This is a genomic window from Pseudomonas sp. 7P_10.2_Bac1, assembly GCF_025465935.1.
Classification (GTDB): Bacteria; Pseudomonadota; Gammaproteobacteria; order Pseudomonadales; family Pseudomonadaceae; genus Aquipseudomonas.
In genome coordinates this window covers 25,893-48,395 of record NZ_JANLNV010000085.1, presented here as the reverse complement: position 1 = coordinate 48,395, position 22,503 = coordinate 25,893, and the positions used below count along the sequence as shown (strand labels likewise).

Annotated in this window: 19 protein-coding genes, 1 tRNA gene and 1 pseudogene; 12 read left to right on the top strand and 9 right to left on the bottom strand. The window is 56.1% G+C overall.

Translation table 11 applies throughout. From position 1 onward, the window contains the following. Positions 1–17 precede the first annotated feature (17 nt). Positions 18–110, top strand: a pseudogene (locus NTD86_RS19610) (RNA polymerase subunit sigma); the annotation flags it as partial. 89 nt (positions 111–199) lie between these two features. Here NTD86_RS19610 and NTD86_RS19605 read toward each other — a convergent pair. After that, positions 200–1,417, bottom strand: coding sequence for an MFS transporter (locus NTD86_RS19605; protein ID WP_315974762.1), 1,218 nt, complete (start codon positions 1,415–1,417; stop codon positions 200–202). Positions 1,418–1,587: 170 nt separating this feature from the next. Between NTD86_RS19605 and NTD86_RS19600 the strand changes: the two genes are divergently transcribed. Both NTD86_RS19600 and NTD86_RS19595 read left to right on the top strand, forming a co-directional pair. Then, a tRNA-Met gene (locus NTD86_RS19600) sits at positions 1,588–1,664 on the top strand. A 486-nt stretch (positions 1,665–2,150) separates the two neighbouring features. Then, complete coding sequence (locus NTD86_RS19595; protein WP_262204643.1) at positions 2,151–2,501, top strand: DUF6124 family protein; 351 nt, start codon at positions 2,151–2,153, stop codon at positions 2,499–2,501. A gap of 80 nt (positions 2,502–2,581) precedes the next feature. Here the strand turns inward: NTD86_RS19595 and NTD86_RS19590 are convergent, their stop codons facing one another. Further along, complete coding sequence (locus NTD86_RS19590) at positions 2,582–5,830, bottom strand: hybrid sensor histidine kinase/response regulator (RefSeq protein WP_262204641.1); 3,249 nt, start codon at positions 5,828–5,830, stop codon at positions 2,582–2,584. Positions 5,831–6,013: 183 nt separating this feature from the next. Here NTD86_RS19590 and NTD86_RS19585 point away from each other — a divergent pair, with 183 nt between their 5' ends. The 7 genes from NTD86_RS19585 (at position 6,014) to NTD86_RS19555 (ending at position 12,504) form a co-directional block, all read left to right on the top strand. Continuing rightward, positions 6,014–6,589, top strand: a complete 576-nt coding sequence (locus NTD86_RS19585) for a fimbrial protein (RefSeq protein ID WP_262204639.1) — start codon at positions 6,014–6,016, stop codon at positions 6,587–6,589. A 67-nt stretch (positions 6,590–6,656) separates the two neighbouring features. After that, positions 6,657–7,355 (top strand): molecular chaperone, encoded by a 699-nt coding sequence (locus NTD86_RS19580; RefSeq protein ID WP_262204637.1) that lies wholly within the window; start codon positions 6,657–6,659, stop codon positions 7,353–7,355. A 34-nt stretch (positions 7,356–7,389) separates the two neighbouring features. After that, a complete protein-coding gene (locus tag NTD86_RS19575) occupies positions 7,390–10,017 on the top strand; it encodes a fimbria/pilus outer membrane usher protein (RefSeq protein ID WP_262204635.1) in 2,628 nt (875 codons plus the stop codon). Further along, positions 10,010–10,933 carry a fimbrial protein gene (locus NTD86_RS19570; protein WP_262204633.1) on the top strand — a complete coding sequence of 308 codons (924 nt, stop codon included), beginning with the start codon at positions 10,010–10,012 and terminating at the stop codon, positions 10,931–10,933. The genes NTD86_RS19575 and NTD86_RS19570 overlap by 8 nt, the downstream gene beginning before the upstream one ends. Before the next feature lie 20 nt (positions 10,934–10,953). After that, positions 10,954–11,445 carry a fimbrial protein gene (locus NTD86_RS19565; RefSeq protein WP_262204631.1) on the top strand — a complete coding sequence of 164 codons (492 nt, stop codon included), beginning with the start codon at positions 10,954–10,956 and terminating at the stop codon, positions 11,443–11,445. A 50-nt stretch (positions 11,446–11,495) separates the two neighbouring features. Further along, entirely contained in the window at positions 11,496–11,978 is a 483-nt protein-coding gene (locus NTD86_RS19560; RefSeq protein WP_262204629.1) for a fimbrial protein, read from the top strand. 7 nt (positions 11,979–11,985) lie between these two features. After that, the gene (locus tag NTD86_RS19555; RefSeq protein ID WP_262204627.1) at positions 11,986–12,504 is read left to right on the top strand and encodes a fimbrial protein; all 519 of its coding nucleotides are present in this window, start codon (positions 11,986–11,988) and stop codon (positions 12,502–12,504) included. Between the two features lie 10 nt (positions 12,505–12,514). Here the strand turns inward: NTD86_RS19555 and NTD86_RS19550 are convergent, their stop codons facing one another. The 6 genes from NTD86_RS19550 to NTD86_RS19525 all read right to left on the bottom strand — a co-directional run bounded on the left by NTD86_RS19550 (position 12,515) and on the right by NTD86_RS19525 (position 19,451). Beyond that, entirely contained in the window at positions 12,515–13,159 is a 645-nt protein-coding gene (locus NTD86_RS19550) for a response regulator (protein ID WP_262204625.1), read from the bottom strand. 57 nt (positions 13,160–13,216) lie between these two features. Next, positions 13,217–13,867, bottom strand: a complete 651-nt coding sequence (locus tag NTD86_RS19545) for a response regulator (protein ID WP_262204623.1) — start codon at positions 13,865–13,867, stop codon at positions 13,217–13,219. Positions 13,868–14,152: 285 nt separating this feature from the next. Then, positions 14,153–15,349 (bottom strand): EAL domain-containing protein, encoded by a 1,197-nt coding sequence (locus NTD86_RS19540; protein WP_262204621.1) that lies wholly within the window; start codon positions 15,347–15,349, stop codon positions 14,153–14,155. Positions 15,350–15,360: 11 nt separating this feature from the next. Then, the gene (locus NTD86_RS19535; protein WP_262204619.1) at positions 15,361–18,129 is read right to left on the bottom strand and encodes an ATP-binding protein; all 2,769 of its coding nucleotides are present in this window, start codon (positions 18,127–18,129) and stop codon (positions 15,361–15,363) included. A 115-nt stretch (positions 18,130–18,244) separates the two neighbouring features. After that, a complete protein-coding gene (locus NTD86_RS19530; RefSeq protein ID WP_262204617.1) occupies positions 18,245–19,129 on the bottom strand; it encodes a Dyp-type peroxidase in 885 nt (294 codons plus the stop codon). Between the two features lie 154 nt (positions 19,130–19,283). After that, positions 19,284–19,451, bottom strand: coding sequence for a metallothionein (locus NTD86_RS19525; RefSeq protein WP_048368434.1), 168 nt, complete (start codon positions 19,449–19,451; stop codon positions 19,284–19,286). Positions 19,452–19,663: 212 nt separating this feature from the next. On the opposite strand from NTD86_RS19525, the gene NTD86_RS19520 reads away from it, so the two are divergent. After that, positions 19,664–21,082, top strand: a complete 1,419-nt coding sequence (locus tag NTD86_RS19520; RefSeq protein ID WP_262204615.1) for a short-chain fatty acid transporter — start codon at positions 19,664–19,666, stop codon at positions 21,080–21,082. 76 nt (positions 21,083–21,158) lie between these two features. Here NTD86_RS19520 and can read toward each other — a convergent pair whose 3' ends face one another. Next, positions 21,159–21,803: a carbonate dehydratase gene (gene can / locus NTD86_RS19515; protein ID WP_262204613.1), complete on the bottom strand. Its 645-nt coding sequence runs from the start codon at positions 21,801–21,803 to the stop codon at positions 21,159–21,161. Positions 21,804–21,958: 155 nt separating this feature from the next. Between can and NTD86_RS19510 the strand changes: the two genes are divergently transcribed. Beyond that, positions 21,959–22,381, top strand: coding sequence for a serine kinase/phosphatase (locus NTD86_RS19510; RefSeq protein WP_262204611.1), 423 nt, complete (start codon positions 21,959–21,961; stop codon positions 22,379–22,381). Positions 22,382–22,503: the final 122 nt, after the last annotated feature.

The following is a 22,503-nucleotide window of genomic DNA, read 5'->3' as shown; positions in this document are numbered from 1 at the left end:
CAAGATGGTTGGTTGTCGATACAGCGCTGGCCCTGTCGATTCCAATCGGTACTGTACGCTCGCGCATATCACGTGCCAGAGAGCAACTCAAAATGGAAGCCAGCCGCTGATACTTAAAACATGATGTTGCCAACCACGGCTTAGTCGCACATGGTTGACGAAACATCTTTAGAAGGCCAAGGATTGGCCCCCTACCTTCTTAGATTTTTTTGGTGCGCGGTAACAAGATCGCCAACACGCCAAACAATGGCAGGTACGAGCACAATTTGTACACATACTCGATGCCGTGAATGTCTGCCAGATGCCCCAGCAGCGCCGCACCAATCCCGCCAAAGCCGAACATCAGGCCAAAGAACACCCCTGCAATCATCCCCACATTACCCGGCACCAACTCCTGGGCATACACCACAATCGCCGAGAACGCCGACGCCAGGATAAAACCGATGATGAAGCTCAGTACGCTGGTCCAGAACAGATCGACATACGGCAGCAGCAACGTAAACGGCGCAACACCCAGAATCGAGAACCAGATCACCGCCTTACGCCCGATGCGGTCGCCAATCGGCCCCCCAAAAAACGTACCCGCCGCCACAGCCCCGAGGAACAGGAACAGGTACATCTGTGAATTGGCAATCGATACATCGAACTTCTGAATCAGGAAGAAGGTGTAGTAGCTAGTCAGGCTGGCCATGTAGAAATACTTGGAGAACACCAGCAACCCCAGTACCACCAAGGCGCTGAGTACCCGCCGTTTCGACAGGCCATGCGTCGCCTTCTGCCCCGCCTTGAGCTTGAACAGGCTCAAGTGATTGCGGTACCAGCGGCTGATCACATACAACAGCCCCACTGCGAACAGCGCAAACAGACCGAACCAGGCCACATTGCCCTGGCCATAGGGAATGATGATTGCCGCAGCCAGTAACGGTCCAAACGCCGAGCCCGCGTTTCCGCCCACCTGGAACGTCGACTGCGCAAAACCATAACGCCCACCAGAAGCCAGCCGCGCAACGCGAGACGCCTCAGGATGAAAGGTCGACGAACCGATACCGACCAGCGCGGCGGCCAGCAGAATCAACGGGAAGCTGCCAACCTGCGACAGCATCAAAATCCCGATCAACGTGCACACCATGCCACTGGGCAGTAAAAGAGGATTGGGGTGGCGGTCCGTGTAGTAACCAACCCACGGCTGCAACAGCGACGCGGTGAGTTGAAACGTCAGGGTAATCAGACCGATCTGAGTGAACGTCAGATCGTACTTGTCTTTGAGCAGCGGATAGATCGAGGGCAGAACCGCCTGGATCAAGTCATTGATCAAATGCGCCAGCGCCACGGCCCCGATAATGCGCAGGACTAACGGGCTGGTTTGGGGCATTTGCAGGTCGGGTGTTGTTTTTATTGTGGTGTCACTAATAGCCATAAGGGTTTCCAGACAACAGAGAAAGGCACGTCCAAGTGACCCAATGTGCCACTTTTTAACAAGATATTGCCATCCGCAGCCCAAAAAACCTTAAGCGTTTGATAGCGCAGAGAAAATTTTCAGATATTTGCTTGACACACCCCCCTTACGAAGGAATAATGCGCGCCATCGGCTACATAGCTCAGTTGGTTAGAGCATAGCATTCATAATGCTGGGGTCCGGGGTTCAAGTCCCTGTGTAGCCACCAAACACCGGTTTCACCACATCGCAAGATGAAATGAAACCAACGAGAAAGCCCGCCTAGTGCGGGCTTTTTTGTGCCTGTCGATAAATGCCCTGCTGCCAATGACAAGAAACAAAGGCTGCCAGGGGTTGCGCATCAACCCCGTGTCGCGCCTTCAAAATCAGTCATTTCGTACGACGCTTCCCTTTCAATCCGCTGAAACATCCTAGAAACTTCCGTTCGCTTGTGCCTGTGCCATTCGGGGAATAGTCTCGGCCCATCGCTGTCCATCAGCGGTTGGGTTTAGTCGCCCGACGTGTCACACGGCGCAAGGCGCCACCTCCGCGAGGCGCTTTTTTTCGGCCTCACGTTTTATGGTGGCCGTGCGCAGGGCGCCCTTGTGGCGCGCCGGGTTTCCGTGTGACCGGTCGACTAACCTGCGCATGGCTGCCACCCACTCGTTTAGTCGCGACAGGTGACAGCTCCTTAAGTCCACATGGAGTTGTACCTATGAAAAAAATTGTCCCTGATCCCCCGGCTTTATCCCCTCACATTGCTGCTCAGTGCGATGAACTGTCGCTAGACCGCGCGGCCACCGAACGCGCCCTCAATTTTTACCTGCAAGAACCTAAGCCTCCACGGCATGTGGATCAGGCCACGTATGCCATCCCGGACAGTGTCAATTTAGAAGCGGCTTTGGCCCAAGCGTCAGACTTGTTGCGCTGCGCGGGTGCTTCGGCGAGTGAGGCGGGGAATGGTTTGAGCGGGCATGCGCGCCATCTGGTGTTATCAACCATGCACTTGGTGGAGCTGGCCAAGGCGTATGTGGATAAGTCGCTGGACGGTTTGACGACCCACTAAGCAGCACGCGCCTGAGTGCAAGCAGGCGCGTTAGTCCCTCACCATGACGCGATACCTCATAAGGCAATTACCCCTTGTGCCTACTGATCTGGCCCCAACCCTCCCTCGACCATCCTGAGCACAACCCGGTGCAACCGCTTCAACAACGCCTCAACGGCAGTGGCCGACTCAGGATTCAACGGTTCATGCAGCAAGGTTATTTCACAGACACTGCACGCCGCCGCCAAATCCTGCGCCCCCACTGTGGCCAATGAGCCGTTGATGCGATGCAGGTAGCTGACCAGCGTTGAGGTGTTGGACGCTTGCAACGCCTGCTCGGCCTTGACCAGGTCCTCTTGCATGGTCGCGATAAACAGGCGATGCATGGCGGGTGAGAGCGTGATCCAGCCTTCAAGGTCGTCTGGATGCGTATCCGGCGTTTCTTCTTTCGATACCGGCGAAGCAACGGCCACGGGTTGCCGAGAGTAAGCCGCCAAGGTCTCGCGCAATGTGCCGAGGTTCAAGGGTTTGACCAGCCAGGCGTTCATCCCGACCTTGAGGCAATGCTCGCCCTCTTCACGCATGGCATTGGCCGTCACACCAATAATCGGCACCTCGGTGTCCAGTTCACGTAAACGTTGAGTGAACTGATAGCCGTCAAGCTTGGGCATGTTGACGTCGGTGATGATCAAATCAAATACCGACTCTTTCCAGCGCAGCAAGGCCTGCTCGCCATCTTCGGCCAAGGTCACTCGAACCCCCAAGGCCTCCAGTTGCTCTTTGAGAATCTCACGGTTAACAGGGTTGTCTTCCGCTACCAACACGCTCAGGCCCATATTTGAAACGGGTTGAGACACGCTGACCGGGAGCTCGGGAGTACGCCCCTTGGCCACGTGCATCAGGGTTCGGGCAATTGCACGAATGTCATAGGCATTGACCTCCCAACCACGGTCCGTTCGTTTCGGCTGGCTGGTTGCGGCCCACGTAGCAACCACGCTGGTCCCCGGCCACGGGAGTGCCGAGGATGAGTCCGGCTCGACGTCCAGCAGCACGGCTTCATTTTCTTCATTGCCGGTGCTCGGCAAAACCTGCGCACGCGCGCCCCACTGGCTAAGCCAGTCAACCAGGCTCTGGGCAAGGTCTTTGAGCGGCGCACGCACAGAAACACGCACGCCTTTAAGGTCAATATCCGCACTATTGGCCAACACACCTTTAACGATGGGCAGGCGTATGTGCAGTGAAAAACTGCTGCCCAATCCCGGTTCGCTGACCACTCGCAAGTTGGCGCCCATCATTTCACTGAGCCGGGAGCAGATCGACAAACCCAAACCCGCGCCACCCGCCAACTCTGTGGCACCCAGTTGAGAGAAAGGCTTGAACAGTTTTGGCAGTTGCTGTTCGCTGATCCCGACACCCGTATCGGAGACTTGCCATTGCAACGAGACATGGTCGTGCTCGATGCCGGTCACTTTCAGGCGCAGCACCACACGCCCGAAATCGGTGAACTTGATCGCGTTGCTCAAGAGGTTGTTAATGATCTGCCGAATGCGGACAGCGTCACCGCACAGCAAAGGCGGCAAGGTGGCATCTGCACAGGCGAAGATTTGCAGGCCTTTGTTGCTTGCCGCTGCCGCGTAACTGCGCACGGCGTCTTCAAAGACATCCAGCGGGCTGAATGTTTTCAGTTCGACCGCCATTTGGCCGGACTCGATCTTGGAGACATCCAGTACATCGCTGATGAGCTGGAACAACACGGTGGATGAACGCTGAATGGTGCGCAGGTATTCCTTCTGGCGCTCATTGAGCGGAGTCATTTCCAGCAACTCAAGATTGCCCAGTACACCATACAGCGGCGTCCGGATTTCATGGCTCATGGTGGCCAGGAACAGGGTCTTGGCTTTGCTGGCATCATCAGCCGAGCGTCGTGCCTGCTCGCTCAGATTGGCGTCGTCCACATGCCGAGTAATATCGTTAAAGCCACAGAGCACTACGTCCTTGCCCTTATAACGGGTGAACGCACAGCACACCTGGAGATAACGCCCGGCCACCTCAAGCTGCACTTCGCCCGGCTCACGGTTGGCGTAATCGCGCTTCAGGAGCGCGATCAGTTCCGGTGTGCCTTGCCATTGATGGGCGCGCTGATTCTCAAGCAACACGATGTCCGTGCCACGCTGTACCACGCATAAGCCCACGGGGGCGCTGTCGAGCATGACCCGATTGAACTCTTCGCTTTCGGTCAAAGACTGGTTGGAGCGATGCGCAGGTTCGATGATTCGCAGGCGATACCAACGGTTGAGGCGCCACCCCACCAACGCGAACAGCAAGACCAGACCCAAAGCCCCCAGCAACGGCCATTTGGCGTACCCGAAGAAGTTCTGATAGCTGATGGTGTACAAACCGATCCAGGGATCGGGGCCCTGCGAACTCAATTTGAAGTGCAGGCCATCGGGCTCGAAACTCAGCCCCAATGGCAATTCGTGCGCATCCAGATCGTCGCCCAGCAGTACGTCCCCAGCAGGCGATATCAGCGTGAGACGACTCTTGTTCGGGCGCATCAACAAACGCTCAAGGTCACTGATGTTATTCACATCCAGCAGCGCGGTGAGAATGATGGTGTCGTCATTCCCCGGCTCGGGGAGGAAGCGATGAGACAGCTCTACCCCAATAGCGCCCACGATGTATTTACGCTGCTGAATCAGACCGGCCGGGGCGCGGCCCCATAACACTTGGTCGCCATCGAGCTTGGGACGCATGGGCATCAGTTGGTCATACAGCCGCCTGCTCACACTAAAGAAGTTGTTTTTCTGCAGCAGTGGAAACTGCCGGGCGCCCTCGATGCCGGGCACCGCAATGGTGAACAGATCCGCAGGAGAAAAGACGAACACTTGGGGGGCGGCGTAATAGGAGTCAGACCAATACGCGGCAAAAAGATCGGTCAATTGAACGCCAAACGAATAGACCCCTGCCATTTGCTCAGGGGTGAATCGGTCGCGCTGGCTGACTGTGAAGGGCAGGGATTTGGCTGTGTCGCGGTTCTGGTAAAGGCTCTCATCGCCCTGGCGCATCAACTCGATGTGTGAGCGCGGCGAACTGTCTTCCAACAAGTTCTCGTTGCCCTGCCCGTAGCTCTGAGCAGCGGTGCGTAAAAAAGCTTCATGCTCATGAATGCTTTCCATCAGCCGCGCAAAGTGGAAGTCCGTCTTCTCGCCCTCCTCCTTCAACACTCGATTAACCGCCCAATAACTCATGCTCACCAACAACAGGGCCAGCCCGGTCAGCAGCAACAACAATTTATTGAGTCTGAGTGAACTGAGTGCCAATGCACCTAGGCGAACTTTTGCTTGCTTCATGAAAGAGAGCCTATCAGGGACATTAAAGCCCAAAAATATAGAGCGTTCTAAAACAGGAATCGTCTGATGGGGTTAGACCTCAGCAAATTGCATCCTATGCATCACCTGCTGCGGCAAGCCGTGAACAGGGGGGGAACATTAAAAATGGATATGACACCTAACTTTTTGCAGAGGACATCTCTCATGTTTCAAACAATCGGCAAATACACTGCACTGTGCAGTTCTACACTGCTGATCGCTATGGCAGCTGCAACCGCTCAGGCATCGGATGGCCAGGTTGAATTCACCGGTACTGTCAACGATAACGCTTGCACTATCACCAGCGAAAGCGTGAAAAAGTCTGTTGATATGGGCCAAGTCCGTATCGCTGACTTCGCTAACACTGTGGGAGCCACTGCTGGCGAAACTCCCTTCTCGATCTCGCTGGAAAACTGCAGCGGTTCGACCCTGAAAAACGCCTCCATCAAGTTCAGCGGCCAACAAGCTGGCACTGATTCAACCGTACTGGGCATGGTCGGCTCCAACCAGGTAACGGGTATCGGTATCCAGATCAACGACGCGCGTACCGGCGACAAGTTGCCTTTGAACACCGCCAGCACCGACTACGTACTGCGTCCACAGTCCAACACCTTTGACTTCACTGCCTCCTATGTTCGCCTTGTGGCTGATACCCCAGGCGTCGGTGGTGCAGCGGATGTCCGTGGTATCGGTACCGGTAAGGTCAACGCGCTGGCGACCTTCGACGTTACCTACAAGTAACTCATGCTTTTTAACGCAAGAGTCCGTGGCTGATCGCGGGCTCTAGCGTTAACCAGAGGACCTCTTAATGCGTTTAAAAGTTGCGGCCTTTTTGGCATTGGCAGCAGGGTTTTGGCTGCCTCACGTTCAAGCGGGCGTCAATGTTGGCTCCACCCGAGTCATTTATCAAAGCAAGGAAAAGGAAGCCAACCTCTCACTCTCGAACTCCGGCGAAGATGGCGTGCCGTATCTGGTGCAATCCTGGGTCAGCTCATACGACAAACGCGATGACAGCGCAGATGAGTTCATCATCACCCCGCCTCTGTTTCGCCTGGACGCCAAGGCTCAAAACATCCTGCGAATCATCGCCACCAACACGCAACACCTGCCTACAGACAAAGAAAGCCTGTTTTTGCTGAATGTCAAAGCAATTCCGGCCAAGAGTACCGAGCAAAGCAGCCAGAACGTGTTGCAGATTGCACTCAAGACCACGATCAAATTGTTTTACCGCCCTGCTGGCCTGCAAGGCTCTCTGCAAGAGGCAGTGGACAAACTGCAATGGCGCAATGACGGCGGAAAATTGACCGTGCAAAACCCCTCGGGTTTTAACGTGGTGGTCAGTGACTTGCTGATTAACAAGGTTGCCAGCAAAGGCATGCCCGAGGTGATCAAACCCGGCAGCACCGTCACCACGGCAATACCGTTGAAGAACAGCGACACGCTGGAACTCAGCTACATCAATGAATACGGCAGCACCGTCAAGGCTAACCCCATCACCGTTCATTGATCCCTGAACACCTAGTCGAAAGAAGGATCTACTCATGCTGCGAGAGCGCATGTGCGCCTTCGCGCGCCAAATAAAAAGCTGGAGTACGACTAGCCTGGGTGCTCTCGGCCTCACTGCTACCGCCGCCCATGCAGATTTCAGTTTCGACTCTTCTTTCCTGGAGATTGGTGGCGGTAATGCGTCGAGCGAAGTGGCTGAGCAGGTAAAAGCCATGAGCCTGGGTCAATTGCCCGGAATTTACCGGATTGACCTGTCAGTGGATGACCGACTGGTTGACCAGCGCGACATGAACTTTGTGCGCGAAACCCCGGCTCAGGTTTCAACCCCAAACGGGCTGTTTCCTTGCTTCAGCCTTCAGGCCCTGACGGAGATGGGCATTGACCCCGTGCGTCTGAAAGATGCAGAAATCAGCCCCGACAAGTGTGTGTACTTCAACCGTGAACTGACCGGTGTTACCTACGACTACGACTTCAATAAACAGCGCCTGAACCTGCAAGTGCCGCAGGCCTTTATCGGTGACGTGCCGTTCGAAACCCGTCGCAAGAACTGGAGCAATGGCGAGCAGGTGGCGTTTGCCAACTACAGTTTTTCCGGCAGTAACTACGAAACCCAGACCGGTAGCCGGCAGTCCCAGTTCGGCAGCGTGCACAGTGGGTTTAACAGCGGGGGCTGGCGTTTTCGCAACTTCTCGACCTGGCAAAAAAGCACCAACGTCGAAGGTAGCTGGAAATCGGTCGACACCTATGTCCAGCACGACCTGGGCAACTTGATGGCCATCGCCACGGTCGGCGAAAGCTCAACTGACAGCGACCTGTTTGACACGATCTCCTACCGCGGTGTGGGTATTGAATCTGATCTGGACATGCTGCCCGATGACGCTCGCAACTTTGCCCCGGTGATCCGTGGCGTGGCCAACGGTCGCTCACTGGTAACGCTTCGCCAGCGCGGTTACGTGATCAGTGAACAGTGGGTGCCATCCGGCCCATTCGCCCTCAAGGACTTGTACTCGACATCCAGCAACGGCGATATCGAGGTCACCGTCGAAGGTCCCAATGGCGAGCGCCAAGTGTATATCCAGTCGTTCTCGTCGGTGCCGTACATGCTGCGTGAAGGGCAACAAAGCTACTCCGTGACAGCCGGTCAATATCGCCCGGCAGACGGCGCGTTGAACTCGCAAAAACCCAGTTTTGTTCAAGGCACCTACCGTCGCGGCCTGACCGAGGGCACCACCTTGTTTGGGGGCACCATCGTCAGTGATCAGTACCGTTCGGCGCTGGTGGGGTTCGCCCATGACTTTGCCGGTTTCGGCGCCATTTCGCTGGACGTGACCCACGCCATCAGTGATCACATGGGCACTGATTCCAAAACACTGTCGGGGCAGTCGTATCGCTTCCGTTATTCCAAGTCCATCGACTTGACCGATACCAGTTTTAGCCTGGTGGGGTACCGCTACTCCACCAGCGGCTATTACAGCTTCAACGAAGCCATTGATGCACGGTCCAACAACACGTTGGCCCCCTATGTCGACGAGGCAGTTAACCCCATTAACAGCACTGCTTTCTCGCCCTATTTGGGCGGCCACATGAAAAGCAGCTTTACCGCCAATGTCTCGCAACAACTGGGCGGTTATGGTGGCATGTACGCCAACGTCACCAAAAACGAATATTGGAACCGCGCCCAGAGCAATACGTCGATTCAAGTGGGCTACAGCTTCAGCGTCGGCAGCGCTTCATACAACGTAGGCCTGGCCCAGAACAGCGGCATTGGCGACGACATCCGCAGCCTGTCGCTCAGCGTGAGCATCCCGCTGGGCACGCCTGGCAGTAGCAGTCGGATTGGCCTGAGCACGAACCAGGATTCAGCCGGCAATGCCAGTCGTAATGCGACATTCAACGGCTCTCAGTTTCAAGATGACGCGTTGTCTTACACCCTGGGTATCAACCAGCAGATCAGTGATGAAGACCGCGTACTCGGTGGTTCAGTGGCTGCCCGTTACAACGCCGCCAACGCTATTTGGCACGGGTCTTACAACAAGGATCAAAACAGCCGTCAGATGGATTACGGGATTGAGGGTGGCGTAGTCGCCACCCGCGACACCCTGATGTTCACCCAGCCACTGGGCGAGACCAACATCATCGTCGCCACACCTGGCGCTGCCAATGTTGGCGTACTGACCAAAAGCGGGATCAAGACCAACGGCAGCGGCTACACCATCATTCCGTCAGCCCAGCCTTATCGCAAAAACAAGGTATCACTCAACACTGATTCGCTCTCGGACAACACCGATATTGCCAACCTGGTTCAGGAAGTAACGCCCAACCGCGGTGCCTTTGTGATGGCCAATTTTGAAACTCACAACGGGCGTCGCCTGTTGATCAGCGTCATGTCCAGCAACGGCAAACCGGCACCGTTCGCTGCCGAAGCACAACTGTTTGCGCTGGATGGCTCGTTACTGAGCAGCGCCATGGTGGCGGATAAAGGCCGCGTATTTATGACCGGTGCGCCCGACAAGGCACGCCTGCAAATCAACGTTAACGGCCAGACGTGGTGCGCCAAGGATCTGGACCTGAGTACCTACAACCTTTCCGACACGGGTATCGGGCAACTGCAATTGCGTTGCGATGCCAAGTTGGCAGACCCAAAAGGGACATCCGATGAATGACTTCGACGTTAAACCCTGTCGCTGTAAATGGACCAGTCTGATCCTGATGTCGATCGGCCTGCTATTGAGTTTTGCAAGCCCGCACGCGTTTGCATTTAACACCGGTAACGTGAGCTGCACTACATCGGGTAACCAAGGCCTTGTCGATTTAGGAGTGGTTGCGCCTTCTGAAAAAATTGAATTGAGCCTGACCGGAAACTGTCGAATCACACGCCGATTCCCGATCGCTGCAAGCCTTACGTTTGCGCAGCAATACCTGACAGGTAAAGGCGACACCTACTTAGCGAAAGAAACCTCCAGCGGCGATTACCTGGGCAGTGATGGGATGGGAACAATTAGCTCAGCCTGTCTATCGGGTAGTTGCGTCCCTCTTAATCTAAATGCTTCGTTTCCATATGAAGTGCAAGTAACAGGTCAAGCAGGGACCACTCCGGGCAATTACACCGTGACTTTCAATATGTACGTCACAGCTGTGGGCTGGGAAACCTACTCGGACATAATTTCGGCCGTCATTATCAAATACACCGTGTCTCAGCCCCCTTGCACGTTGAGTTCAGCCAAAACTATGAACCTGTCGTTCGGCACGTTGAGTAGCAATGACTTTGCTACCAACCAGCAAGTGGCCAATGTCACGATGAACTGCACCAAAGGCACGCAAGTTACAGCCACTCTAGTGCCGACCCAAGCGGCAATCAGCGGTAGTACTGGAGTTTCTGCCACCACATTGGCCGGCTTGTCGATGGCCGCCACCTGGGCCGATGACGGTACTGCCGTGACGTTCAGTAGCCCACGTTCGTTAACCCTGAAAACCGGGGCCAATACCATCGGGCTCGGATTTCGCCCGCGTTTGAGTACCAGCGTTTCGCCCACCGGCAGTTTCACCAGTCAATACACACTCAACATCACCTATCTCTGATCAGGCACAGGAGCTCGACCATGACATTACGCTTATCGCTGGCCGCAGCACTGATGGCTGGCCTGGCCTGCACATCGGCCAATGCCATTACCGATACCGTGACTATCAATGTCAGCGGCACGCTGACACGCCCACCCTGCACGATGAGCAGCAGCAAGACCCTGACCGCCAACTTTGGCACCTTGCGCTACGACCAAATCGACGCTGCCGAAATGATTGATCTACCGGTCACCCTGACGTGCCCGCCGAACTCCTCTCTGAGCGTCAGCCTTAAGGCAAGCGCACTTGTTACAGGCTCTACAACCCGGGCATTTGCAGGCAGAGATTACCTGGCCTACTCCATGTATCTCAAAAGCGATAACAGCTTGCTTGATCTCAGCGGCACCAAGCGCAGCCTGACCAACCAAAGCGGCACTGTAGACCTGAGCATGAAAATCAAACTGCTCGCATGGGGGCCTGTTACCGAAGGCACTTTCAGCAGTTCAGCGGTGCTCAGTATCGAATACCTGTGACAGCACTTCGCTCGCCAATTCTGCCTAACGACCCGCTATAGGAACCGAACATGAACAAACAGCTCTTAGCCCTTTCATTGCTGGGCATCGTCATTTCCGGCAACGCTTTTGCGGCCAGTGACAGCAGCACACTCACGGTCAAAGGTACGTTGATTCGCCCACCTTGCACGCTGACCAGCAATAAAGTGCTGACCGCTGATTTCGGCACCCTGCGTTATGACCAGGTAAGCACTGCTGCGCAAATCGATGTGCCGGTGACCATGACCTGCCCGCCAAACTCGGTACTCAATATCAGTGTCACGGCCTCCTCTGCCCTGTCGGACACCGTGGCCTCTGCCGGCAGGACAAACCTGGGTTATTCACTGTTCTGGAAAAGTGACAGCACGATCATCAACATCAAGGGAACCAAGCGAAACGTGACCAACCTCAACGGCGCGGTAGACCTGAGCATGAAGGCCAAGCTCGTCTCACAAGGCACATTGTCAGAAGGTGATTTTACGGCCTCTGCTGTTATCAATATCGACTACTTGTGACATGCCCATGATCGCTCGAACCTTTCTGTGGACCGCACTGTTGACGGCATTCTTCTTGAGCTTGAGCAGTGCCAGTTGTGCGGCAGATGCTCCTTCGCTGGATATCAAGGGCACGCTGATCAAACCGCCCTGCACGGCCAACTTCCCGGCCTCACAAAGCGTCAGCATCCCCAAGGTAAACCTTAATTCGTTGCGCGCAGACATCAGCGAATGGACCGATGTAGACCTCGACTTCACCTGTACCAAAGGCAGTTTTGTGCACCTGCGTTTTAGCGCTGGCAATGGCGCGTTTGACACCAGCACCCTACGCACGTCGCTGGATAAGCTTGGGTTGAAAACCCGCCTGAGCGACATGACGACTGTCGAGAAAAACGTCGATTTGAAGCTCGGCGAACAACTGATCTTCCCCATCGAAGCCACGTTGTTAAAGCTCAAGCTATCGGTGAGGCCAGTGAAAACCGGGCAAGAACTGCCAGCCATCGGCAGCTACAGCTCAACGCTGTTGCTGGAAATGAACTACCTGTAATCAAGGCCAATCAGGCAAACAGATTGGCCTTGATACACAGGATCAACAACGCCTGATCACTGTCGACATCCAGTTTGCGCATGCCTGAAATTTTCAGGGTGCTGATGGTTTTGATACTGCGATTCAGACTCTGTGCCACATCACTCACGCTCATGCCGGAAGCAAACAGGCGCAAGACTTCAAACTCCTTGACCGAGAGCTGACTCAACTTCTGCGAGATACCATCCATCTCGACACTCGTCGCCCCTTCCAGCGAGTCATGCTGGTAATGCCCTTCTCGATAGAACGCATCCAATGCCACCAGGATCTGCTCCAGCCCAGCGTTCTTGGAAATCACGCCGCTGATCCCCAGTTCGTACAGCCAGGTCACAATCTGTGGGTTGGAAATCACCGTCAGGATTAACACCCGCGGCTCAGGGAAATGTCGACGCAGGTACTCCACCATCCGGGTGCCATCACCGTATTGCTCGTCTCCCGGCATGTTGTAATCGGTAATGATCACGTCCGGATGTAACTGCGACACCAGGGTCATCAACTCCGATGAATTCATGGCCTCGCCCACGACCTTGAAACGTGGGTCACGCTCAATGATTTCGCGCACCCCCATCAACACAATCGGGTGATCGTCGGCCAGCAAGACTCTCATTTGGGGCATGACTTATGTGACTCCTGTCCTTAAATGCGGGTTACTGCGAAGGCTCTGACTGAGTTTTTATGATTCGAAGGGGTCGGCCTTTATACAGTAGGTGAGTAACGCGTGGTCGGTGAGCACTTCAAGCTTGTGCATCGCAGCGACCTTTTGCGTGCTCACGGTTTTGACACTGCGGTTCAACAGCCGGGCGATTTCACTCACGCTGCTGCCGGCTACAAATAACCGCAGTACTTCAACCTCGCGGGGTGAAAGGTTGGAGAAACGCTCGTCAATCACTTTGGGGTTAGTGAGCACAGAGATGGCATCCACCGCCGGTGCGGCATAGGGCCGATTATTGGCCAGCGCGTTCAGCGCCTTGCCAATTTCCTGGTGAATATGATGCTTGGCAATCACCCCGACCACGCCCATTTCCAGCAAGCGTGAAATGATCAACTGATTGCTGACCATGGTCAGCACCAGGACTTTCACTAACGGAAAGTGTTCGATGATGTATTCGATCAGTTTGAGGCCATCACCATAGGTGTCATCACCGGGCATATTGAAGTCGGTAATGACTAGATCTGGCTGACCCGACGTCAATAGCTCAATCAACTGCGATGAGCTGACGGCCTCGCCGATCAGCTCAAATCGCTCATCGCGCTGGATCACTTCCCGCAGCCCCACTAACACCACCGGGTGGTCATCGGCAATTACGGTCTTTATTTCATGCATTGCCTGGCTCCAAATTAATGACGCACTGCTAGGGTCTGTCTACCGCTGAGTGTCTTCAAGGTTTGGCCAATGTTCGCCCGACTGACCTGGCTCCCACTGAACAGGGCATAAACAGAAGTACAGATCAAAAATCTGGAGTGCATCGACGGCAAGGCGAGCCTGGCTTTGCAGCCCGTAAAAAGGCTGGAGCAGGCTGCGCCTGGTGGCCTCCAGGAACCGCAAATGCGTTGCTTCAAAGAATAAAAAATTGAGTCGTGCAGACGGCTCTTCAACCTTGATGCCGTATCACTCCCATGATGGCTTGGAGCTATCCTCCGATAAAAGAGTTCCAAAGTCCGTGGGTGACACGGCTGCGCAAATCAGGAAGCCTTGGGCTTGATCACAGCCAATGCGGCGCAAGAAAGCCAGCTCCGCCTGGGTTTCAACGCCTTCGGCAACCACCGTCAGGCCCAGCTTGCGGCTCAGTTCCACCAGGCTGCTCAGGGCTGAGGCGAGGTTTTCATTTTCGACACAGCCATGCACCAGAGAACGGTCGATCTTGAGCTCACTGAAAGGCGTTGATACCAGGTTGAAGTAAGAACTGAACCCTTGGCCGAAATCGTCCTGAGCCAAGCCAAACCCCATCATCCGCAGGCGGCAAGCCCCAGCGTAATAATTGCTGAGTTCCTGGGTGATCGAGCTCTCCATCAACTCAAACACAATGCTGCGCGGCTCCCCGCCTTCGGCCACTACGTAATCACGCAAGCGATCAGCCAATTGGTGGTTGTCCAGCAAATGCGTGGGCAAATTGATGGAGACAGGAATATCCCACCCTTGGCCTCGCCACTTTTTTTGCGCGTGCAAGGTTTGCTCCATCATCAGCCATAACAGGCGTTCTTCCAGCCCCTGCTTTATCAGCAACGACAGGAAGTCTTTGGGCAGCAAGGTACCGGCTTCGGGATGTACCCAACGCACCAGCGCCTCGGCGCTGAGAATATTGCCGTTGCGCAATGACTTTTTAGGCTGGAACCAGGCCTGGATCTGACCGTTTTCCATCGCCCGCACGATGCTGAGCGGGTCGACTTCGATTGTCAGCGCCGGGTCTGTCACCCCACTCGAGCAATAAACTGCCATCCGCTCTTTCAAGCGCATCACGGCATTTAACTCGACCGGCTTGGAAATCAGACCCACCACCGACATGCCCAGGTTTTTAGCCACCAGCCCAGCGCTGATCAACATGCGGCGTGATGAGGCACTCATCAGCGCCAACGCCGGGCGTTTTTTTAACGCGGCAATTTTTTGGATCAGTTGCACACCATCCATGACGGGCATCAGTAAATCAGTGAGTAGCAGGTCATAGTCATGGCGCGTCAGGCACTCCAACGCCTCATCGCCATCCCATACGGTATCCACCGTAAAGCCGCCCGCCTCACTGAATACATTCAGCAAATACTCATGCTGAAAAGGGTGATCCTCAACGACCAAGACACGATAGGGCTTCACTGGACCCTCCTTTAGAAGTGCTGAAGACAGTTGTACAAGGTGTGCAGCGTAAAAGGCTTGATCAAACAGTGATTCATCCCCGCGCTCAGGCAGCGCTCGCCCTCATCGCGCATGGCATTGGCCGTGGCACCGATAATGGGCTTTGTCACATTCATGGCGCGTAGCTGGGCCGCCAATTCGTAGCCGTTCATTCTCGGCATGTTGACGTCCGTCAGTAACAGGTCGAACGGGGTTGCTTGCCACAACTCCAGGGCCTGCAGGCCATCACTGGCCAAGGTCACGGTGCAGCCAAGTTCTTCCAGTTGATCACGCAAAATCAGTTGATTGATCACGTTGTCTTCAGCCACCAGAATGCTCAAATTCAGTTTGAGTTCCTGCTTGGCAACGCCGGCCTCTAGCAGCGTTTCGGCTCTCGCGCCCTGGGCCTTGGACAGCGCACGATGGACGTCCCGCAAGCTGTTCAGATCAGCCTGCCAACCGGTATCGGATGCGTTTGCCGTCGCTGACAGGTCACTGGCAGCCACCACCACCGGGCCCGGCCATTCGGGCTCCAGTACCTGTTGGACAGCACCTGGGTGTAGCTCAAGCAATACGGCACCTTCAATGACCTCACCCGGCCTGGGCGCGCCCAAATGGGCACGTGCGCCCCAGCGACGCAACCAGCCGCAATAACACTCGGCTAGCTCACGCAAAGGTGACACCACATACACCAGCGTAGGCGCCAGTTCGCCCAACGGACTCACATGCTCGGCGTCGCGCACTTGCTCCAGCGGTAAATGCAGGGTAAAGCTGCTGCCCAACCCCGGCTCACTGACCAGCCGCATGCTGCCGTTCATCAAGTGCATGAGGCGCTTGCAGATCGATAGGCCCAGGCCGGTGCCGGCCACGACATTTTTAGCGGACTCGACTTGGTAAAAAGGCTCGAACAACCGAGCCTGTTCTTCATGGGCAATGCCTTTGCCAGTGTCTGACACCTGCCAGTGCAGGAGCACGCGTTCATCGTCGCGGCTGTCCAACTTGAGCCGCAGGACGATTTTGCCGTTATCGGTAAATTTCAGCGCATTATTGAGCAGGTTATTGAGGATCTGGCGGATACGGGTGACATCCCCGATGAGCCATTCGGGCACGGTTGAATCAATCAGTGCAAACAGCTGCAAGCCCTTGGCTTGTGCGGCACCGCTATAGCCCTGGACCACTTCTTCGATCAGTTCCATGGGGCTGAAGGTGTTGAGTTCCAGTTGCAGTTGACCCGCTTCAATACGCGACACATCCAGCACGTCGCAAATCAGTTGCAGTAAATTGCCGGAAGACCGCTCGATGGCTTTCAGGTAGTTATCCTGCTGTTCATTGAGCTGCGTACGAGCCAGCAACTCGAGCGTACCTAACACACCGTACAGCGGCGTGCGGATTTCATGGCTCATGGTCGCCAGAAACAACGTCTTGGCCTCATTGGCCCGATCAGCCAACTGCCGGGCACGTTCCAGCGTCACTTCGATCTGCTTGCGCGCACTGATGTCACTGAACGCGCAAATCAACACGTCCTGGCCGTTGTAACGGGTCGGGGCAAACGCGAGGTACAGGAGGCGGCCATCTTCCATCTCCACCTCATCGCTGCTGCTCACGTCGCGCTGATCAAACGCGCGGTAAATCCAGCCATGGCACAACTTGCTGCGCTCTCGGCTGTTGCCCAACCACTGTTGCGACAGAGAGTTTTCCAGTACCACGGTGCCATCGGTACGGCGGATCACGCATAACGCCACTGGAGCGACCTGCAGCACCGCGCGGTTGAACGCCTCACTTTCAACCAAGGCCTGAATGCGGTTTTCACCCGGTGTGATCAGGCGTTTGTCGATACGCTTGATAAGCAGGCGCAAACCGATGCACACGCCAATCAGCAGCAGCACACAGCCCAGCAACGGCCAGACCAGCACAGGCAGTAGCGAATGAATATCGACGGCATAAATGATTTGCCAGCTGGAATAGCCGAGCTTTTTTCGGATCGCCAGGCTGTCCGGTAGCCAGCCGCGCCCAATAAAGCCGAACGAGTTTTTAGGCGCCAGCGAGGGCAACGCTTCTACCAAGGGGGATTGAACGGCATTGGTGAAAATGATTTGCCCTTGGCCGTCCAGCAACATGAAATCCCCAGCGCTGTCACTGCGCAAGGCGGCCACCAGGTCCGGAGCCTCAACCTCAATGCCCATCCAACCGGAGGTCAGGTTACGGGTATCCAGCCGGGTAAACAGATAAAAGGACGAGTCCAGGATTTTTCTATCGGTCAGCCACAAATCATCGCTGAACGTGTACCACTTGCTGCCTTCATCCACCAAACGTTGCAAAACCGCCTTGGGCACCGGCTCCAGATGGCTGGAAGCATCAAACAGACGAACCACCTTGGGCTCCTCTGTTTGCGGGACGTACAACAGGCTGACTTTGCTCTCGCGCAAATACTCCATCATTCGCTGGGTCAGCCACAGGCTCCAGCGATCTGTCTCGTTGCCCAGACGAATGTTCGTCTCTTCTTCAGGATCAATCGTGATGAAGGCGTCGTGCCCGGTGCTGTCAGGCACCGCCGCCAGCACCAGACTCTTGAGTAATGTCTGGCGGCTGACAAAAAAATCCTGGGCATTGAACACCGCCTCGTTCATAAAACTGCGGCGCTTGGAGACTTCGTCGTTAAACACCGAGCGCAAATAGATAAACGAGCCGGCAACGACCGCGATGATCAGGCCTGAGGCAAATAAATGGAGCAGTTTTCGGGCAGCTTGAGGAGTCGAGTTCATCCCGCCAGCCTAAGCGGCAAAAAGACCCAAAATAATCAGACGATTCCTAAAACCTGACTCTCTGGAGTCACTGACGGGCAACACAAGGCGGCGGCACCCGTCAGTACTGCAGGATTCAAGCCGGGCGCAGCGCGCTCAAATCCAGGCGACCGTCCTTGAGCGGCGGGCACCAGTAGTAGCCACCGTTCAATGGCCGGCTGAAGCTGTAGAGGGCGTCTACGATGCCGTCTTCCATGCCGCTCATGCGGCGCAGTTGCACTTCGAAAGCGCTCAAGGCGCGGCTGAAGGATACGAACATCAGCCCCGACTTGCCGTTTTCAGTCCACGGCATGGAGCGGCGCACGGTGAAGGCCTCAGGCGAGAAGCTTTCTTGGGCGGTGCGTTTGACGTGGGCCGACTCTGGCGCGTCGTCCAGTTCTTCGTTGTCGCTTTTACGGCGGCCGATCATGTTGTCTTGTTCGGCCTGCGGGCGGGCGGCAAAGCCATTGAGGTCGTGCTGCCACTGTTGCACGGCAACAAAAGCGCCTCCGTCCAGCCCTGGCCCGGCGCCGGTGACGATGGCGGCGTCAATGGCTGCCTGGTCCACCGGATTTTCGGTGCCGTCTTCATAGCCGGTCAGGTCGCGATCGGTGTTGTAGAGGAACCCTTCGGTCACTTGGAGCACATTGAATGCCGGCGCCAGCGCCGTTTCAATCGCCTGGCTGCGGTGCAACAACTCACCGCGATCATCACCCCACAACCACAGCCACAGGGCGTGTTGGGTCGACGGGTTTTCCACCACAGCGTTGAGTGCCGGAAACACCCGCAAGCCTGGGACTTTCGCGCCCAAGGCCAGTACCAGCGGCGAACCCAAGCCTGCTACCACGCTTTTGCCGTCTACCCACTGCGACAGGGTGTCGAGTGCAGCCGGCAGTGCTTCTACAGACTTGAGGGCGAAAAACATGTAGCGCGCCTGTGCCGGCACGGGTTTGGCAAGGATGCCAGGCTGGTAAAGACTCATAGAAACTCCTTCAGGAAAGCCCAGAGTTTACTACCTCGAGTCCTTTATCCGTCACTCGACAAACATTTTTCTTACGCACGCTGAACCCGCCAGATCATGGCAACGGGCTATGCAGGAACGCGCAGCACGAGGCTGCGCGTAGGGGCGCTAAGCGTTACTTGGCTTTATCGCCACAGTGGCAGCCGCTGGAGGTGCTGCACGCCTGGCCTTTGGGGTGATGGTCGGCACAGGCCTGGCAGCAGTAATGCTTGCCATCGCGCTCGATCCCGTGGCTACCGACTTTGCAGTTACAACTCGGACAATCACACGTGTGCTCTTTCATATTCAACTCCATGTTGTCAGGTCGTTACCAAGCGACAGGCGTGTCGCTTACAAGCAGTGACTGTAGACGCTGAGACAGAGTTCAAAAGTCAGCCCATCGGAAATTTCATGAAATTCATTTAATGTACCCGCCAGCCCACTGCAAAGCCGCGTACCTGAGCGCTCGCACTGAGAGTGGGCATCCAATAATCATAAGAAATTCGAGGTATCCCCATGGCCGCTGAGATCACAGACAGCCGCTCTGCCCGCTTTGCCCTGCGCTGCTCCAACTTTGCCGAACGCTGGTTCCCCGATTCCTGGGTGTTTGCCGCCGTTGCGGTGATCGTTGTCGCGCTCGCCACCCTGTTTATGGGCGCCAAACCCACCGATGCCGCCATGGCATTTGGTGACGGGTTCTGGAGCCTGATCCCGTTCACCATGCAAATGGCCTTCGTGGTGATTGGCGGCTACGTCGTCGCCAGTTCGCCGCCGGCTGTAAAACTGATCGACAAACTGGCCCGCGTGCCCAAAAACGGTCGCCAGGCGGTGTGCTGGGTGGCGCTGATTTCCATGGTTGCGTCCCTGCTCAACTGGGGCTTGTCCCTGGTGTTTGGCGGGCTGCTGGTGCGCGCCCTGGCCCGTCGCACCAACCTGCGCATGGATTACCGTGCTGCCGGGGCTGCTGCCTACCTGGGGCTGGGCGCTGTTTGGGCGCTGGGCTTGTCATCGTCGGCAGCGCAATTACAGGCCAACCCGGCCAGCCTGCCGCCTTCGATTCTGGCGATTACCGGGGTGATCCCGTTCACTGAAACCATCTTTCTGTGGCAGTCCGGGGTGATGCTGGCAGCGTTGGTGGTGGTGTCGTTGATCGTCGCGTACGCCACCGCTCCTGGCCCGGATTCGGCCCGCGACGCCGAGGCATGCGGGGTGGACCCAAGCTTCAACACACCGAAACTGCCGCCGCGCACACGCCCTGGCGAATGGCTGGAATACAGCCCGTTGCTGACTATTTTGCTGGTGCTGTTGGCGGCCGGCTGGCTGTTTCACGAGTTCTCGACCAAACCGGCTATCAACGCCATTTCGGGCCTGAACACTTACAACTTTCTGTTCCTGATGCTCGGTGCCCTGCTGCACTGGCGCCCGCGCAGCTTTCTGAATGCCGTGGCCAGCGCCGTACCGACCACCACCGGGGTAATGATCCAGTTCCCGCTGTACGGCTCAATTGCCGCATTGATGACCGTGGTCAAAGGCGTGGACGGGCAAACCCTGGCGCACCACATCTCGACCTTCTTCGTGCAGATTGCCTCCCACGACACCTACGCGGTGCTGATGGGCGTGTACTCGGCGATCCTGGGCTTCTTTATTCCGTCGGGCGGAGGCAAATGGATTATTGAGGCGCCTTACGTGATGCAAGTCGCCAATGACCTGCAATATCACCTGGGTTGGGCAGTGCAGATCTACAACGCCGCCGAAGCCTTGCCGAACCTGATCAACCCGTTCTACATGCTGCCGCTGCTGGGCGTGCTGGGGTTGAAGGCGCGTGACTTGATCGGCTTTTCGTTTGTGCAGTTACTGGTGCATACACCGCTGGTGCTGGTGCTGCTGTGGGCGCTGGGGACAACACTGACCTACACGCCGCCCGTGATGCCGTAACCACTGAGAGCGGGCTTGTTCGCGGCCTTTTGGAAGGTCAAAAGATCGCGAGGCAAGCTCGCTCCTACAGAGGGTGTCAGGTCGGGGTCAGCGGGCGCAGGCGGTACTGCGCAGGCAGTTGGTCCAGACCGCTGATGGTGGTGTCGAGGCTTTTCCAACGGCCGTCTTTGATGCCATAGATGCAACCATGTACCGACAGCTTCTGCCCGCGATGCCAGGCATTTTGCACAATGGTGGTGTGACCCACGTTGGCCACTTGCTGGATCACGTTCAACTCGCACAGGCGGTCAACGCGCTCTTCTTCGGTGGGCAGTTGTGCCAGTAGGTCGCGGTTTTCGTAGTACAGGTCGCGAATCGAGCGCAACCAGCCATCAATCAGGCCATATTGCTGGTTCTGCATCGATGCGCGGACGCCGCCACAGCCGTAGTGGCCGGTGACCAGAATGTGTTTGACCTTCAATACATCGACTGCGTACTGAATCACTGACAGGCAGTTGAGGTCGGTGTGCAGCACGACGTTGGCCACGTTACGGTGCACAAACAGGTCACCGGGCAGCATGCCGACGATCTCGTTGGCCGGTACGCGAGCATCCGAACAACCAATCCACAGGTATTCCGGCGTTTGCTGGCGGGCCAACTTGGCGAAGAAATCAGGATCCTCCTGCTTGATCGCATCGGCCCAGCGCTCGTTGTTATCAATCAGATCTTGTAGTTCGTTCATGCGGTAAACCCTCGAGAGTTGATGCGCACACTATGACTGCGGACCGCAGATCGGGGTCACGTGGAATCTGCGCTTAAATCCGCCGGTCCGTTGGGTGGAATCTTAAACCGTGGCTACAGTCCATCGTAGAAGAGCCCACAGTATGAGGAATTACCATGTCTGATTCACGTCGCCCGTATGGAGCCGAACAACCTGCAGAGATAGACGATCTGGAGGACCGCTCGGGTTCGGTGGAGCCGCTGGACTTTGAGGATGACGAAGTTCACGAGAGCATCAGTGATCTGTTTACTGACGAAGAACGTGCCAAACACGTGGCTGGCAAGTCGGCGCGGCGCGCCGGGCTAAGCGGCGCGGCCATGCCGGATGAAGATCTGGATGCCGACTTTGACGATGATGATCTGGAGCAGGAAATGCTCATCCGCGAAGACGGCGCCCGCGATGCCAAGGAAGCAGCCCAAGGCAACGATGATGCGGCAGACCAAGAGTTGCGCTTGGTTGATGAGGATGAGATCGGCGCCGGTAAAGGGCTGGATGAAGCGGAGTTGGCGGATATTGATCCGGTGGGGCGTAAGCGTTAAAAGCCCCTCACCTTAACCCTCTCCCGGAGGGAGAGGGGACTGATTGGGGGATGCTGAATAACATCCGCAACCTGAACTCTTGTTGCTGAACCTGAGAGCACCTCGGTAACGCGCCCTCTCCC